We start from the raw sequence: 14,059 nt of genomic DNA on the forward strand, positions 1-14,059 counted from the left end.
GCACGAACTATTGAGGAAAATGCCTATCCGATATTGAGTATTTATGAAGTATCGCGTTAAAGGCACATGTTATATCAAAAACAGAACAATACTTTTTAAACCATCATAACGTGGTGCTATTGGCATTACGTATGATGGTTTTTTATTCATATGATTAAATAAACCTAAAAATCGGGTTGGCAGCTAAAATGCATAGGAGTGCCATAGGCTGGGTGAGTAATATAAAGCGCTTGCGCATGTAATTGTAAACGTGGAGCCAGTGCACGTGCTTGTTCATGAGCATAGAACCGATCACCGAGGATAGGGTGGCCTAGCGCTAACATGTGAACGCGCAATTGATGTGAACGGCCGGTGATAGGGGAAAGTTTTACACGAGTTGCCTGCTCTTCATATTCCAAAACTTGGTATTCAGTTTGTGCCGATTTCCCAGTCTCAAAACACACTTTTTGTTTTGGGCGATTTGGCCAGTCGCAAATTAGAGGCAAATCAATGAATCCTTCTTGCTTCTCCAGATGGCCCCAAACACGCGCAATATACTGTTTTTTCGGTTCACGTTCGCGAAATTGGCGTTTAAGTTCCCGTTCTGCTGGCTTGTTCAGAGCAACAGCCATGACACCACTGGTCGCCATATCCAAACGATGAACAGATTCTGCATTCGGGTGATCTCGAAGGATACGACTCATAATACTATCATGATGTTCAGGGGCTTTACCGGGAACAGACAGTAACCCACTTGGCTTATTTACGACAATGATATGTTCATCTTGATACAGAACATATAGCCAAGGCTCGATAGGGGGATGGTAGGGTTCCATCATAAAAAATAAAGCTCCTGAGTCTTATAAAAATGATTTCTCCCTCATTTGAGGGAGAAATCATTGACGATTTAACATTAAAAGGATGTGATTATTGATGAGTCACAACAACTAATCGAATCGCATCAAGACGCCATGTCGCTTGTCCGATATTATCGTTCAATTGTTTACGTTCCTCTTCAATGACAGACAACTCTTCATCACGAATATTCGGGTTAACTGCTTTCAGCGCTTCAAGTCGTGCCAATTCCAGTGATAGAGCCTTATCTGCGGCTTCTTTTGCATTAGCAATCAGCACTTCAGCTTCTTTTTCTACCATAGGCTCCGACAATTTTAGTACCGAATGCACTTCATTTTGAACCGCATTAACCAATTTGCTTGCCATATGGCGATTGATCGCATTGAGTTGGCGGTTAAAACTTTCAAACTCAACTTGTGATGAAAGGTTATTCCCTTTGAGATCAATTAATAAACGAATCGGCGTTGCTGGTAAGAAACGGCTAATTTGCAGGTTTTTCGGTGCTTGCGCTTCGAGAACATAAATTAATTCCGTTAGCAATGTACCGACAGGTAGCGCTTTGTTTTTCAATAAAGAAACGGCACAGCTACCCGTGTCACCAGATAAAACTAAATCTAATCCATTGCGAATAATTGGGTGTTCCCAGCTAATAAATTGAGTGTCTTCACGAGACAGCGCTTGCTCACGATCAAAGGTGATGGTGCAGCCATCTTGTGGTAAGCCAGGAAAATCCGGTACTAACATATGATCTGAAGGGGTTAAGATCAGTAAGTTATCACTCTTGTCTTCTTGATTAATACCTACAATATCAAACAGATTGAGTGCAAAATTGACCAATTCAGTATCATTGTCTTCAGCACCGATGGTTTCAGCTAATTTAATACCTGATTCCCCCCCATTAGAGTGCATTTCGAGCAAACGGTCACGGCCTTGTTCTAGCTGTGATTTTAATGCTTCATGCTCTTCACGGCAGGTTTTTAAAAACTCATCAAAGCCGTCTGTGACTGTTGGCTCAGCCATGTATTGCAACAGTTGTTGATAGTATTTATCGTAGATGGTGCGGCCTGTAGGACAAGTGTGCTCAAAAGCATCTAAGCCCTCATGATACCAACGTAATAGCACGGCTTGTGCGGTGTTTTCTAAATAAGGCACGCTTAAGATAATATCGCGAGTTTGACCAATACGATCTAATCGACCAATACGCTGTTCTAAAAGATCAGGGTTAAATGGTAAGTCAAACATCACCAATTGGTTCGCAAATTGGAAGTTACGGCCTTCAGAACCAATTTCAGAACAAAGTAGCACTTGTGCGCCATCTTCTTGAGAAGCAAAGTAAGCCGCGGCACGGTCACGTTCAAGCAATGACAAGCCTTCATGGAATACCGCGGCTCGGATCCCTTCACGTTCACGTAAAACCTGTTCTAATTGTAGCGCTGTTGCAGCTTTCGCGCAGATAACCAGCACTTTTTCATTGCGGTTTGCCATTAAGTAGCCGAGCAGCCACTCAACCCGAGGATCGAAGTTCCACCACGTTGCGTTTTCACCTTCAAATTCTTGGTAAATTTGCTCAGGGTATAACATCTCTTTAGCGCGGGTTTCGAGATCTTTTTTCGTCCCCATAATACCTGCAACTTTAATGGCTGTTTGGTATTGGGTAGGCAGTGGCATTTTTAATGAGTGCAACTCACGGTGTGGGAAGCCTTTAACGCCATTACGTGTATTTCTAAATAATAGGCGGCTGGTACCGTGTCGATCCATTAGCATGCTGATTAACTCTTGACGGGCGGCGGTGCCGTCTGCACTGTCAATATTCGCTGCTTTCAATAATGGCTCGATATCTTGTTCTTTGATTAACTCATTGAGAAGATTTTGTTGATCATGCGTGAGCGTTTCACCTGATAACAATAATGAGACAGCGTCGGCAACAGGGCGATAGTTAGCCTGCTCATCGATAAATTCTTGATAGTCATGGAAGCGATTTGGATCAAGCAAACGAAGGCGCGCAAAATGGCTTTCTTGGCCTAATTGTTCCGGCGTTGCCGTCAGTAGCAACACAGATGGAATATGCTCAGCTAAGCTTTCAATGACCTGATATTCACGACTTGGTGCAGCCTCACTCCACTGTAAGTGGTGAGCTTCATCCACAATCATCATATCCCAGCCAGCCTCGACAAGTAGGTCGAAACGTTGCTTGTTACGACGAACAAAGTCTAATGAGCACAGAACCAGTTGTTCTGTTTCAAATGGATTATCGCTGTCATGTTGCGCTTCACTATAACGACTATCATCAAACAGAGAAAAGCGTAGGTTGAAACGACGCAACATTTCAACCAACCACTGATGTTGTAAGCTCTCAGGTACAATAATCAGAACACGTTCTGCTCGGCCTGCCATCAACTGTTGATGGATAATCATACCGGCTTCAATTGTTTTACCTAAACCGACCTCATCTGCAAGTAATACGCGCGGATGGTGACGTTTACCGACTTCATTGGCAATATGCAATTGGTGAGGTATTAAACTGGCACGAATGCCTCGTAGACCTGTTGCTTGGTGTTTCACTTGCTCACTTTGAAACTTGCGGGCACGATAACGTAAGGCAAAGCGATCCATGCGGTCAATTTGACCTGCAAATAGACGGTCTTGTGGCTTATTAAATGTTAATTTACTGTCGAGAAAAACTTCTCTCAGGGTAACATCTTGTTCATCTGTATCAAGGCGAGTACCACTGTAAATAAGTAGGCCGTTATCCTCTTTGACACTTTCGACCTTGAGCTGCCAGCCTTCATGACTGGTAATGGTATCACCTTCATTGAACATCACTCGGGTAATAGGTGCATCATGACGTGAGTAGAGACGATTCTCACCACTGGCGGGAAAAAGTAAAGTCACCATACGGGCATCAATAGCCACAACGGTGCCTAATCCGAGCTCGCTTTCTGTATCGCTGATCCAGCGCTGACCAAGAGTAAATGGCATAGGTTTAACTCAATTCCATAATTTTGATAGTTTGTTTTTAGATTTTTTCAGGCTAATTATATATTTGCCGTCACTTTGTGTTGGTAAAACAAGGGCAATATGAATATTAATTGTAGTCGTTGCCCGAAGGACAATTATTGCTAATTGTCTCGCAAATTTTTGTGTAGTAACGAAGTGCGAGATACCAAAGGGGCGTTATATTAATTCAAGCAAGGCTTATCGTCACCTGTTAAAAAAACAACAACGTATTATAAAATACTATTTTTTTTATTGTTGCTTAATATTGTGTTTTCTCTTTGCATTTACAAGAGAGGCTCCCACTTTAAAACGGGATGGATAGCCCATTATTTTAGCAAAAAATTGCACAAAAATTAATCCTTTTAAAACAGTAAATTTATCTGGCCTGTCAAAATGGTATCAAAATCGTCTTGTAAAAAAGGCAAAATAGCATCGGCGATAGGTTTTATCTGTTTCAGAACATAGTGCTCATAGTCAGGTTTAGCCGTAATAATCTCAAGGGGTTCAGGACCTGCAAGCGTGATGATATAGCTTATCCAACCGCCATTTTGATATTGTTGGGGACGCTGTTGTGCCAAGTTATACTCATCTGCCTTGCGGGCGGCTTTGACATGTGGTGGTACATTACGTTGATAGTCAGATAGTTTGCGGCGTAACCGTTTACGGTAAATGAGACGTTTATCATAGTCGCCATGACGAATAGACTGTACATATTCGCGGATAAACTCACGATAGGGCTGACGATGAAAGATACGTGTATAGAGCTCTTTTTGAAAATATTGCGCTAAAGGTGTCCAATCGGAACGGATTGTCTCTAATCCGCGAAACACCATGTTATCGCCACTGAGTCCAGCATATCGCTTTTTACTGCCAGAGTCTGACCCTCGAATAGTTGGCATTAAAAAACGTCGATAATGCGTTTCGAATTCAAGTTCAAGAACCCCATTCAATTGCCATTCATCACGTAAATGTTCCTTCCACCAATTATTCACGTAATCACGGAGTTCAAAGCCAATTTGTTGTGCTTGCTCTTGTGTATGCGACTTTTTTAGCCACACAAAGGTTGAGTCAGTATCGCCATAAATGACTTGGTAGCCTTTTTCCTCAATTAATTGCTTAGTGATTTTCATGATTTCATGGCCACGCATCGTAATGGATGCGGTAAGGCGAGGATCAAAAAAGCGACATCCTTCAGCGCCTAACACCCCCGCAAAGGCATTCATAATGATTTTTAACGCTTGCGATAATGGCGCATTATTTTGTTGTTTCGCTTTATCTCGTCCTTGCCATATATGGCTAACAATATCAGGTAAGCAGTGAACGGTACGTGAAAACCATGCATCACGAAAACCGCTGACAGACGCGTGTTGATTCGGGGAGGCAAGTCCTTCAACCATGCCTGCGGGGTCGATTAAAAAGGTGCGAATAATGGATGGATACAAGCTTTTATAATCAAGAACTAAAACCGAGTCATATAAACCAGGCTGTGAATCCATCACAAAACCACCGGGATTATGCTGTAATTTTTGTTCGGTAAGATTTGGTGCGACAAACCCTAGTCGATGCAGGCGCGGGATATATAAATGTGAAAATGCAGCGACAGAGCCACCCATTCGATCAACGGCAAGTCCTGTGACGGTGGAACGCTCTTGCAAGAAAGCCATTAAATCTGTTTTCTCAAAAATGCGATGGACTAAAATACAGTCTTGAATGTTATAGTGTGCAAGCGCTGGTTTATCATGATGAAACCGCCGATTGATTTCATCCATACGGTCATAAGGACTATCGATTGCTTTTCCTTCCCCCAGCAATTCTTGTGCAACAAATTCTAAACTGAATGAAGCGAAATTCCACGTGGCAGCTTTGAGAGCATCAATCCCATCGATAATTAGCCTCCCTTCAGCAGAGGCAAAAAATACACCTTGTTTAAAGCCATGTTCACGCCATTCTAACTTTTTTCCTTGGCGGCCAAGCAACAGTGGGACGCCGTAGCGCTCGGCATGTTTGTGTAATATGTTTAAATCAAATTGAATGAGATTCCAGCCGATAATGGCGTCAGGATCAGACTGTTGTAGCCATTGATTGAGCTTTTCCAGTAATAGAGGGCGACTATTCACATAGACTAGCCGGTGCTCTTGAGTGAGTGCAGCTCCTTGCTCAGGCCCTAGCATAAACACGACATTATCACCGCAGCCTGAAAGCCCAATGGAGTATAGCTCGCCATGTTGACTGGTTTCGATATCTAGAGAAACAGCTTTAATTGAGGGGCGATAACTTTCACAAGGTTTAAGGTGATATTCACCATATTGATTTTGTGAAAACCAGACTGGCGCAGTGATAAAACGTTCCATGAGATAGCGCTCGCAAGGGCGAATATCCGCTTCTAGCAGTTTTACGCCCAACTCTTGGCAATGCTTATCGAGATTTTGTAACTGGCGGTATTGATGGCAATAGATTGCGCACACTTTTTCACGATGAAAATCGCGCAGTTCGACGGGGCGATATGTCAAATTAGCTTGCTTGTCTAACCAAGGTTGTATTGTGGGGAGCGATGAAATAGGAATAAATGCGATGGCTTGTTGGATAGGTACAGTGACCTTGCGAGCGCCATGATCAGTCAGCAGCCAATAGCTGACTTCAACCCCTTGGCGGGTATCTTTCCAATGACGGCTGAGAATAAAGCCTTTTTCAGCAGGAGACATAAATTGAGGCATAGAGAGGCTCGCGTCAACAATTAACGAACCTACTATACGATATAGGTGGGGTTTTATACAGTATTTTTTGTAATACCCAGTAATTCTGACGCGGGATTGCTCCCTGATAATAATGTCTTGGTGCTACCATCGTACGCAATAGCGCCATCATGAATGATCATTGTTCTAGGTGCTATTTGTAAGGCATCTTCTATATTATGCGACACCATTACCAGTGTTATGGCTTTAGATAGGCAAATTTCATCGAGTAGTAACAACATCTCATTACGTAAGGCGGGATCGAGGGCAGAAAATGGTTCGTCTAGCAACAAGATAGGCTGTTGGCGGATTAAACAACGTGCTAATGCGGCTCGTTGGCGCTGACCTCCTGATAACTGAGCCGGTAATCTATCTAAAAATTCATCAAGGCTGACCTGAGCTGCGATCAATTCGACTTGTTGTACCTGTTGTTGATTTAACCGTAAACCGGGGTGTAGCCCTAATCCAATGTTTTGCCTAACACTCAAATGAGCAAAGAGATTATTTTCCTGAAATAACATGGATACAGGGCGTTTCGCTGGGGGCGTATAGGTATGATCCTCTCCATTTAATAAAATGGAGCCACTTTTTGCTAATTGAAAGCCGCTAATGAGGCTTAACAATGTGCTTTTTCCTGCACCACTAGGCCCCATGATGGCAACTCGCTCGCCTGCTTGTATGGAAAAATTAAACTGCATATTCAGGCTATCATATTGATAATCAATTTTATTTAACTCTATCATGATCTTTTCCTGATATACGTTCGAGTAGGCTAAACAAAGCAAAACAGATTAAAAGTAGCAACATAGCGGTAACGGCACCATCATTTGTTCGATAAGCCCCTATTTGTTGATACAGGTAATAGGGTAGGGTGCGAAAATCTTCATTGCCAAATAGTGCCACCACACCAAAGTCACCAATAGAAATGACACAAGCAAAGGCAAGGGCTTGAGAGAGTGGTTTTTTTAAGGCTTTCAATTCAATGATACGTAATCGATGAACACCGCTAATACCCAATGAATGGCAAAGTGGATTATAACGCTCTGCGAGGTCTCGCATAGGATTTTCCAATACTTTTAGTGCATAAGGGATAGCCAGTAACGCATTGGTCATTATCACTAACGCATACGGGGAGTCAGGTAGGCCGATTGTTTCATTAAATAGAATAAAAAAACCGGTGGCGAGGACAATTCCCGGCATCGCTAAAATCAATAATCCACTAAGCTCCATTGCCTGTCCTAGCTTGATTGCACGGCGTAAACGAAGTTCACGGCTGCTCCAGAGCAGCATCATTGTGAGTAAAACACACAGTAGGCCAGCACATAAGGCGATAAATAGTGATGTAGCAGCGGCTTGCCAAAGCGCGGATTGACTGAGAACATCAAGTAGACGCCCGTTTAAACCATCAACGATAATCGCTAAGAGCGGTGGCACAAGAAATAAAATAGCCGCAATAATCACAATGGCGTCACGTATGCGACGGAAATTATTATCTGAAGGATCATACCATTGAGCATGCTGACTATGGCCTATTGAAAATAGGCTGTTTATCTTTTGGCTCAGAAACATTAAACCGACACAAAAGACAAGCTGGATTAGAGCAAGAATGGCTGCACGTCCAAGGTCAAAGTCGTAGTTTAAGGCTTGATAAATCGCAAGCTCGATAGTGGTTGCTGCTGGCCCTCCGCCAAGAGCCAGTACAGTAGCAAAACTGGCGAAGCAGAGCATAAAAATAAGTGCTGCGGTAGGCAACATCTGCCTACGCAAGTAAGGCCACTCTAAAAGACGAAACTGTTGCCATTCATTTAGGCCTAGTTGTGCGGCGATTTGACGTTGTTCTATCGATATACTCTCAAGTGATTGCAACAACATACGCGTCGCGAGTGGCATATTAAAGAAAATATGCGCGAGCAGTATGCCTTGAAGGCCATAGGGGGTGAAATGATATTCAAGGCCAACATATTGAAATACGAGAGCAAGCCAACCTGTTTTTCCGTAAATAGATAAAATACCAAACACAGCCACAAGCACGGGTAAAACGAGCGTCATAGCACAAAGACGTAATAACAGGGTCCTACCTAAAAACCTACGCCGATAAAGCGCTCTAGCAAGTATAATCGCGGGAAGAACAGAAAATAGGGCAGAGAGAAAAGCTTGCCAAAAAGTAAATCCAATGACATGCCATAAATAGCTGTCGTTAAAAATGTCGTTAACGGAGATGACGGGCGAAAAAATCCAAAGTGCACCAAAAGCCAATAGTGCAACCGTGACTAATAAACCGGAGGCTAACGCCCCCGGAATCAGCGATAAATTAATTAACGGCTGACGGCGGATTGCCATAACCGGATCCATGATTGACGTTCTTTAGCTACCTCTTGAGCACTAAACTGTAATGATTTTTTAGGCATAGGAAGAACCTTGTATACGTCAGGTAGCGGTATATCAATCACGGGATACATCCAATTGGTGGTGGGTAAGGTATTTTGAAATTCAGGGGTTAACATAAAGGCTAAGAATTGCTTAGCTAACTCAGGTTGAGAACTCGTCTTTAATCTTGCCGCAACTTCAATTTGCATGTAATGCCCTTCATCGAAGAGGGCTGCGGCATAGTTATCTTTATTATCATTAAGGATCTGATAGCCGGGTGATGATGTATAGCTAAGGACAAAATCCCCTTCACCTTTTAAAAACAAACCATAGGATTCGCTCCAACCTTTTGTCACGGTAAGGGTTTTGCTAGCCATTTTTTGCCATGCATCTGCTGACTTATCACCATAAAGTTTTTCAATCCACAACATTAAACCGAGGCCCGGTGTGCTTGTGCGTGGATCTTGATAGATAATTTTCCAAGGTTGTGTGCTATCTAATAATTCACTCATACTCTTGGGGGGATTTTTGATTTTGTTGGTGTCATAGATAAAAGCAAAATAACCATAGTCATAAGGAATAAACGTGGTGTTATCCCACGCTATGGGTAATTTCATGGTATCGGTGTTGATATCTGCGGGTGCGAATAAACCCGTCTCTTCAGCGGAAACAATAAGATTATTATCGAGGCCTAATACAATATCAGCTTTCGTTTTTTTCCCTTCCATGCGTAAGCGATTGAGGAGGGCTACACCATCTCCAAGTGACACAAGTTTGAGTTCACAACCACATTGTGCTTCAAAATTCTTTTTAATTTGTGGCCCAGGTCCCCACTCGGCAGCAAAAGAATCATAGGTATAAACAGTTAATGTTGGTTTTTCTGCCCATGCAAAATGGGCCAAACTGAGTGTTGTGAATGCCAACAAAGAGCGAAAGAGTGAATTTTTTAACATTTTATTTCCTGCGTTAGAGAGAAAACTACACAGGATTTGAGAAGGCACCTTAGCAATATTATGCTGCTGGTAGCTCAAATCCCTACGCCGGCATTGCCCGGATCAGGTTCTACGGGTTAATTCTCAGCCTAAATAACCATTTCGGCACCCCGTTGAGACAGAGGCTATTGTAGTGTCTTTGCTCATATCTGCAAACTCTATTGATATAGGTTTACCAGTTTGGGTATGTGTGAAACAATTAGCCATCTTTCAAATTTGGTTATTGAGGTAGTCTGGTGATCGATGATGATGGCTACCGCCCGAATGTAGGAATTGTAATTTGTAATCGGCAAGGGCAAGTTTTATGGGCTCGCCGTTATGGTCAACATTCATGGCAATTCCCTCAGGGGGGAATAAACCCAGGGGAATCGCCAGAACAGGCTATGTACCGTGAACTGTACGAAGAAGTTGGCCTACAACGAAAAGATGTTAGGTTATTGGCTTCAACTCGCAATTGGTTGCGTTACAAATTACCCAAGCGTTTGGTGCGTTGGGACACAAAACCTGTTTGTATTGGGCAGAAACAGCGTTGGTTTTTACTACAACTTCAATGCAATGAAGCAGATATAAACGTTCAGCGCAGTAAATCGCCAGAATTTGATGGCTGGCGATGGGTCAGTTATTGGTACCCTGTAAGACAAGTGGTCTCTTTTAAACGGGAAGTGTATCGCCGCGTCATGAAAGAGTTTGCACCCGTTGTAATGTCATTACAGGAACAAAAACCGGCACAGAGACCTGCGTTTACTCACCGTAGACGCGGGGCGAGATAAAATCATGTTGACGCGTCTACGTGATATTGTTGAAAAAGTAGCAATGGCGACAAGCTTAACCGAGGCGTTAGAAGTCTTAGTTAACGAAACTTGTTATGCAATGCAGACGGATGTTTGTTCCATTTATTTGGCCGACCATTCGCGCCAGTGCTATTACTTAATGGCAACCCGCGGGTTGAGAAAACCTAGCGGTGTTGCTATTCGCCTTGGATTTGATGAAGGGGTAGTGGGGGCGGTTGGACGCCAATCTGAAATGCTAAACCTCGCTGATATCCGCGAACATCCCGAATTTAAATACCTTCCCCAATTAAAAGAAGAGCGACTAAAAGCCTTTTTAGGTGTGCCTATTGTCTACCGTCGTCAGCTATTAGGTGTTTTAGTTGTTCAGCAGCACGAGCGGCGTTTTTTCAGTGAAACTGAAGAATCATTCATGGTGACACTGTCAATGCAACTGGCGGTTATCTTATCACAAGCTCAGGCTAAAGGCGTGTTTGGTCAGTACAGGCAGAGCCGTATTAAAGCAATTCCTGTTTCTCAAGGGATTGTGATGGCTTATGGCTGGCAAGATAGTTCACAGCCTTCATTTGACAGTATTTGTGAGGCCAGTGCATTAGACCAAAATGATGAAAAACAACGTCTCATTACCGCTATCGAAAATGCAGCATCTGAGTGTCGACGTATTAGTAAACGCTTTATTGCTCATTCTCAAAAAGAAAGTGCGGCAATTTTCGATTTATATAACCATTTATTGCATGATCCTCAACTGAAAAATAGGCTGTTTTCCGCTATAGAACAAGGCTTTGTCGCTGAGTGGGCGGTGAAGACAGTTATTGAGGATTATGTTGAGCAATTCTCTCGTTTACGTGACCTCTACCTACGAGAAAGAGGAGCCGACCTTCGTGCATTAGGCCAACGCTTATTATTCCATCTAGATGATAGTTTATCTTCAATAGATCAATGGCCAGAACGCTTTATCCTCGTGGCTGATGAGCTAAGTGCTAGCCTATTGGCAGAAATGCCTTTAGAGCAGTTGGCTGGGGTGATCGTTCGTGATGGTGCGACACATTCTCACTCCGCTATTTTGATCCGCGCGATGGGGATCCCTGCAATCATGGGAGCAGATATTGATCCATCCCTATTGCATAACCGCTTTTTGATCCTTGATGGCTATCGAGGGGAAGTTTTTATTGAACCTGAAAATATTATTACTCAGGAATATAAGCAAATCATCGCAGAAGAGGATGTGCTTAGCCGTTTAGCGGAAGGTGCCCTTGAGCAAGAATCTGTGCTGAAAAACGGTGAATCAGTTCATATTCACCTAAATGCAGGATTAAGCCCCCGTTATGAGCAACAAATTAATGTGGCAGTTGATGGTGTTGGGCTGTATCGGACGGAATTGCCTTTTATGCTGCACAATGGTTTTCCATCAGAAGATGAGCAGAAACTGTTGTATCAAGAAATCTTGCACTTGTTTGCAGATAAACCGGTGGTACTAAGGACGTTGGATATCGGTGCAGATAAGCAATTGCCTTATATGCCTATCAGTGAAGAAAACCCCTGTTTAGGTTGGCGTGGTATACGCGTTATGTTGGATCAACCCGAAATTTTCTTGATCCAATTAAGAGCGATGCTACATGCAAACGTGTTAACAAAAAACTTGCGCATACTGCTGCCGATGATCACCAGCATCAATGAAGTCGATGAAGCTATTGCATTGATTAACAGAGCAAAAGAGGAAGTCAGCTTAGCGATCGGCCAAACGGTACAAACACCTAAAATTGGCGTTATGTTTGAAGTTCCTTCTTTACTGTTTTTGCTTCCTGAGTTAAAAGAACGGGTAGACTTTATTTCAATTGGTACAAATGACCTGACTCAGTATTTGCTTGCCGTAGACCGCAATAACACGCATGTGGCTGCTATCTACGACAGCCTTCATCCCGCAATGCTCCGCTTTTTAGCTAAAGTTTATGAAGAGTGTCATCGTCTTGATTTGCCGGTGAGTGTGTGTGGTGAAATGGCAGGACAGCCTTTAGGTGTGATAGCGTTGATTGCTTTGGGGTATCGTTCTTTAAGTATGAGTGGAAGAAGTGTACCGAGAGTTAAGTACCTTATCCGTGGGCTACAGTCTGATATGGTCGAAAAATTAGTTCCTGATATCTTAAAGGCTGAGACAAGCGAGAACATCAGGTTGATCATTAGCCAATTTATGGAAAAAAACGGGCTTGGTGGTTTTGCCCGAGGTGGGATCTAATCAGCCTTATTCACCTGCGTATGAGCTGTGCTATGATGCGCAATGATTTTAGATTAACAAATAAAGTGGGGAACGATGAGTAACAGCTACTTAGCATTTCCGGAAATTGATCCCGTAATGTTCTCGATTGGGCCAGTATCGCTTCACTGGTATGGGTTTATGTATCTTGTAGGGTTTGTTTTTGCTTTATGGCTGGCAGGTCGTCGCGCAAATAAACCTAACAGTGGTTGGACAAAAAATGAAGTTGAGAACTTACTCTACGTTGGCTTCGTAGGTGTATTTGTTGGTGGAAGACTCGGTTATGTCTTCTTCTATAATCTTCCTGTTTTCCTTGATGACCCACTTTATTTATTTAAAGTTTGGGATGGCGGCATGTCCTTCCATGGTGGTTTGATTGGTGTGATCTGTGCAATGTTATGGTTTGCACACCGTACTCGCCGCCGTTTTTTACAAGTTTCTGATTTTGTTGCACCGTTAATTCCTTTTGGCCTTGGAATGGGGCGGATCGGTAACTTCATTAATGGTGAGTTATGGGGACGTGTGACACTTGATACACCGTGGGCTTTCTTATTCCCTCATTCGCGCAGTGAAGATATTCAGCTTGCGGCACAAGACCCTTCATTGCTACCTACTTTAGAGCAATATGGTGTGCTTCCACGACATCCTTCCCAACTTTATGAGATGTTTTTAGAAGGTATTGTTCTGTTCCTGATCCTGAACCTATTTGTGCGCAAACCTCGTCCTATGGGGAGTGTGTCAGGTTTATTTTTAATTGGTTACGGCGCATTCCGGATTATTGTTGAATTCTTTAGGCAGCCAGATGCGCAATTAGGTCTATTTGGCGGTATTAGTATGGGACAAATTCTATCCATACCAATGATCATAATTGGTATCTTAATGATTATTTGGGCCTACAAATACGGTAAAAATATTCCAGCGCATAAGCCAGAAAAAGTAGAGCAAGCCAGTAAATAAAGGTTGCTTTGCCATACTCAAGTTATCGAGTGGTTGAAAATGTTTATGCATGTTTACCCCATTCTTGAGTATGTTTTGCGTGGCTTACATTGCCATTTAGCTAGGGGCTGATGAGTTAAAGCATTATAAATACAATAAGGT

The 14,059-nt window shown here is 42.9% G+C and carries 9 protein-coding genes and 1 riboswitch; of the genes, 3 read left to right on the top strand and 6 right to left on the bottom strand.

Annotation, left to right across the window (positions count from 1 at the left end):
- Positions 1-164: 164 nt before the first annotated feature.
- From rluA to thiB, 6 genes are all read right to left on the bottom strand, one after another.
- Complete coding sequence (rluA, locus tag O7C57_RS04220; RefSeq protein WP_154622512.1) at positions 165-818, bottom strand: bifunctional tRNA pseudouridine(32) synthase/23S rRNA pseudouridine(746) synthase RluA; 654 nt, start codon at positions 816-818, stop codon at positions 165-167.
- Positions 819-906: 88 nt separating this feature from the next.
- Positions 907-3,813, bottom strand: a complete 2,907-nt coding sequence (gene rapA / locus O7C57_RS04225; RefSeq protein ID WP_269723665.1) for an RNA polymerase-associated protein RapA — start codon at positions 3,811-3,813, stop codon at positions 907-909.
- Between the two features lie 380 nt (positions 3,814-4,193).
- Complete coding sequence (locus tag O7C57_RS04230; RefSeq protein ID WP_269723666.1) at positions 4,194-6,545, bottom strand: DNA polymerase II; 2,352 nt, start codon at positions 6,543-6,545, stop codon at positions 4,194-4,196.
- A gap of 53 nt (positions 6,546-6,598) precedes the next feature.
- On the bottom strand, positions 6,599-7,306 hold the full coding sequence (gene thiQ, locus O7C57_RS04235) for a thiamine ABC transporter ATP-binding protein ThiQ (protein ID WP_154622509.1): 708 nt from the start codon (positions 7,304-7,306) through the stop codon (positions 6,599-6,601).
- Positions 7,290-8,903: a thiamine/thiamine pyrophosphate ABC transporter permease ThiP gene (thiP, locus tag O7C57_RS04240; RefSeq protein WP_196713581.1), complete on the bottom strand. Its 1,614-nt coding sequence runs from the start codon at positions 8,901-8,903 to the stop codon at positions 7,290-7,292. Before thiP ends, thiQ begins: the two co-directional genes overlap by 17 nt.
- Positions 8,879-9,883 (bottom strand): thiamine ABC transporter substrate binding subunit, encoded by a 1,005-nt coding sequence (gene thiB, locus O7C57_RS04245; RefSeq protein ID WP_154622508.1) that lies wholly within the window; start codon positions 9,881-9,883, stop codon positions 8,879-8,881. The genes thiP and thiB overlap by 25 nt, the downstream gene beginning before the upstream one ends.
- 61 nt (positions 9,884-9,944) lie before the next feature.
- A riboswitch (TPP riboswitch) is annotated at positions 9,945-10,045 on the bottom strand.
- A gap of 113 nt (positions 10,046-10,158) precedes the next feature.
- Between thiB and rppH the strand changes: the two genes are divergently transcribed.
- From rppH to lgt, 3 genes are all read left to right on the top strand, one after another.
- Complete coding sequence (gene rppH / locus O7C57_RS04250) at positions 10,159-10,692, top strand: RNA pyrophosphohydrolase (protein ID WP_163862869.1); 534 nt, start codon at positions 10,159-10,161, stop codon at positions 10,690-10,692.
- Between the two features lie 4 nt (positions 10,693-10,696).
- Positions 10,697-12,943 carry a phosphoenolpyruvate--protein phosphotransferase gene (gene ptsP / locus O7C57_RS04255; protein WP_154622506.1) on the top strand — a complete coding sequence of 749 codons (2,247 nt, stop codon included), beginning with the start codon at positions 10,697-10,699 and terminating at the stop codon, positions 12,941-12,943.
- 75 nt (positions 12,944-13,018) lie between these two features.
- The gene (gene lgt, locus O7C57_RS04260; protein WP_154622505.1) at positions 13,019-13,918 is read left to right on the top strand and encodes a prolipoprotein diacylglyceryl transferase; all 900 of its coding nucleotides are present in this window, start codon (positions 13,019-13,021) and stop codon (positions 13,916-13,918) included.
- The last annotated feature ends 141 nt before the right edge of the window (positions 13,919-14,059 follow it).

The organism is Providencia sp. 21OH12SH02B-Prov (assembly GCF_027362595.1).
In the GTDB taxonomy this organism is placed as follows: Bacteria; Pseudomonadota; Gammaproteobacteria; order Enterobacterales; family Enterobacteriaceae; genus Providencia; species Providencia zhejiangensis.

What these genes read in the sequence shown, in the direction of transcription:
- thiP (WP_196713581.1), bottom strand. Translation starts at nt 8,903, where the DNA reads ATGGCAATCCGCCGTCAGCCGTTAATTAATTTATCGCTGATTCCGGGG.
- thiQ (WP_154622509.1), bottom strand. Translation starts at nt 7,306, where the DNA reads ATGATAGAGTTAAATAAAATTGATTATCAATATGATAGCCTGAATATG.
- thiB (WP_154622508.1), bottom strand. Translation starts at nt 9,883, where the DNA reads ATGTTAAAAAATTCACTCTTTCGCTCTTTGTTGGCATTCACAACACTC.
- ptsP (WP_154622506.1), top strand. Translation starts at nt 10,697, where the DNA reads ATGTTGACGCGTCTACGTGATATTGTTGAAAAAGTAGCAATGGCGACA.
- O7C57_RS04230 (WP_269723666.1), bottom strand. Translation starts at nt 6,545, where the DNA reads ATGCCTCAATTTATGTCTCCTGCTGAAAAAGGCTTTATTCTCAGCCGT.
- lgt (WP_154622505.1), top strand. Translation starts at nt 13,019, where the DNA reads ATGAGTAACAGCTACTTAGCATTTCCGGAAATTGATCCCGTAATGTTC.
- rluA (WP_154622512.1), bottom strand. Translation starts at nt 818, where the DNA reads ATGATGGAACCCTACCATCCCCCTATCGAGCCTTGGCTATATGTTCTG.
- rapA (WP_269723665.1), bottom strand. Translation starts at nt 3,813, where the DNA reads ATGCCATTTACTCTTGGTCAGCGCTGGATCAGCGATACAGAAAGCGAG.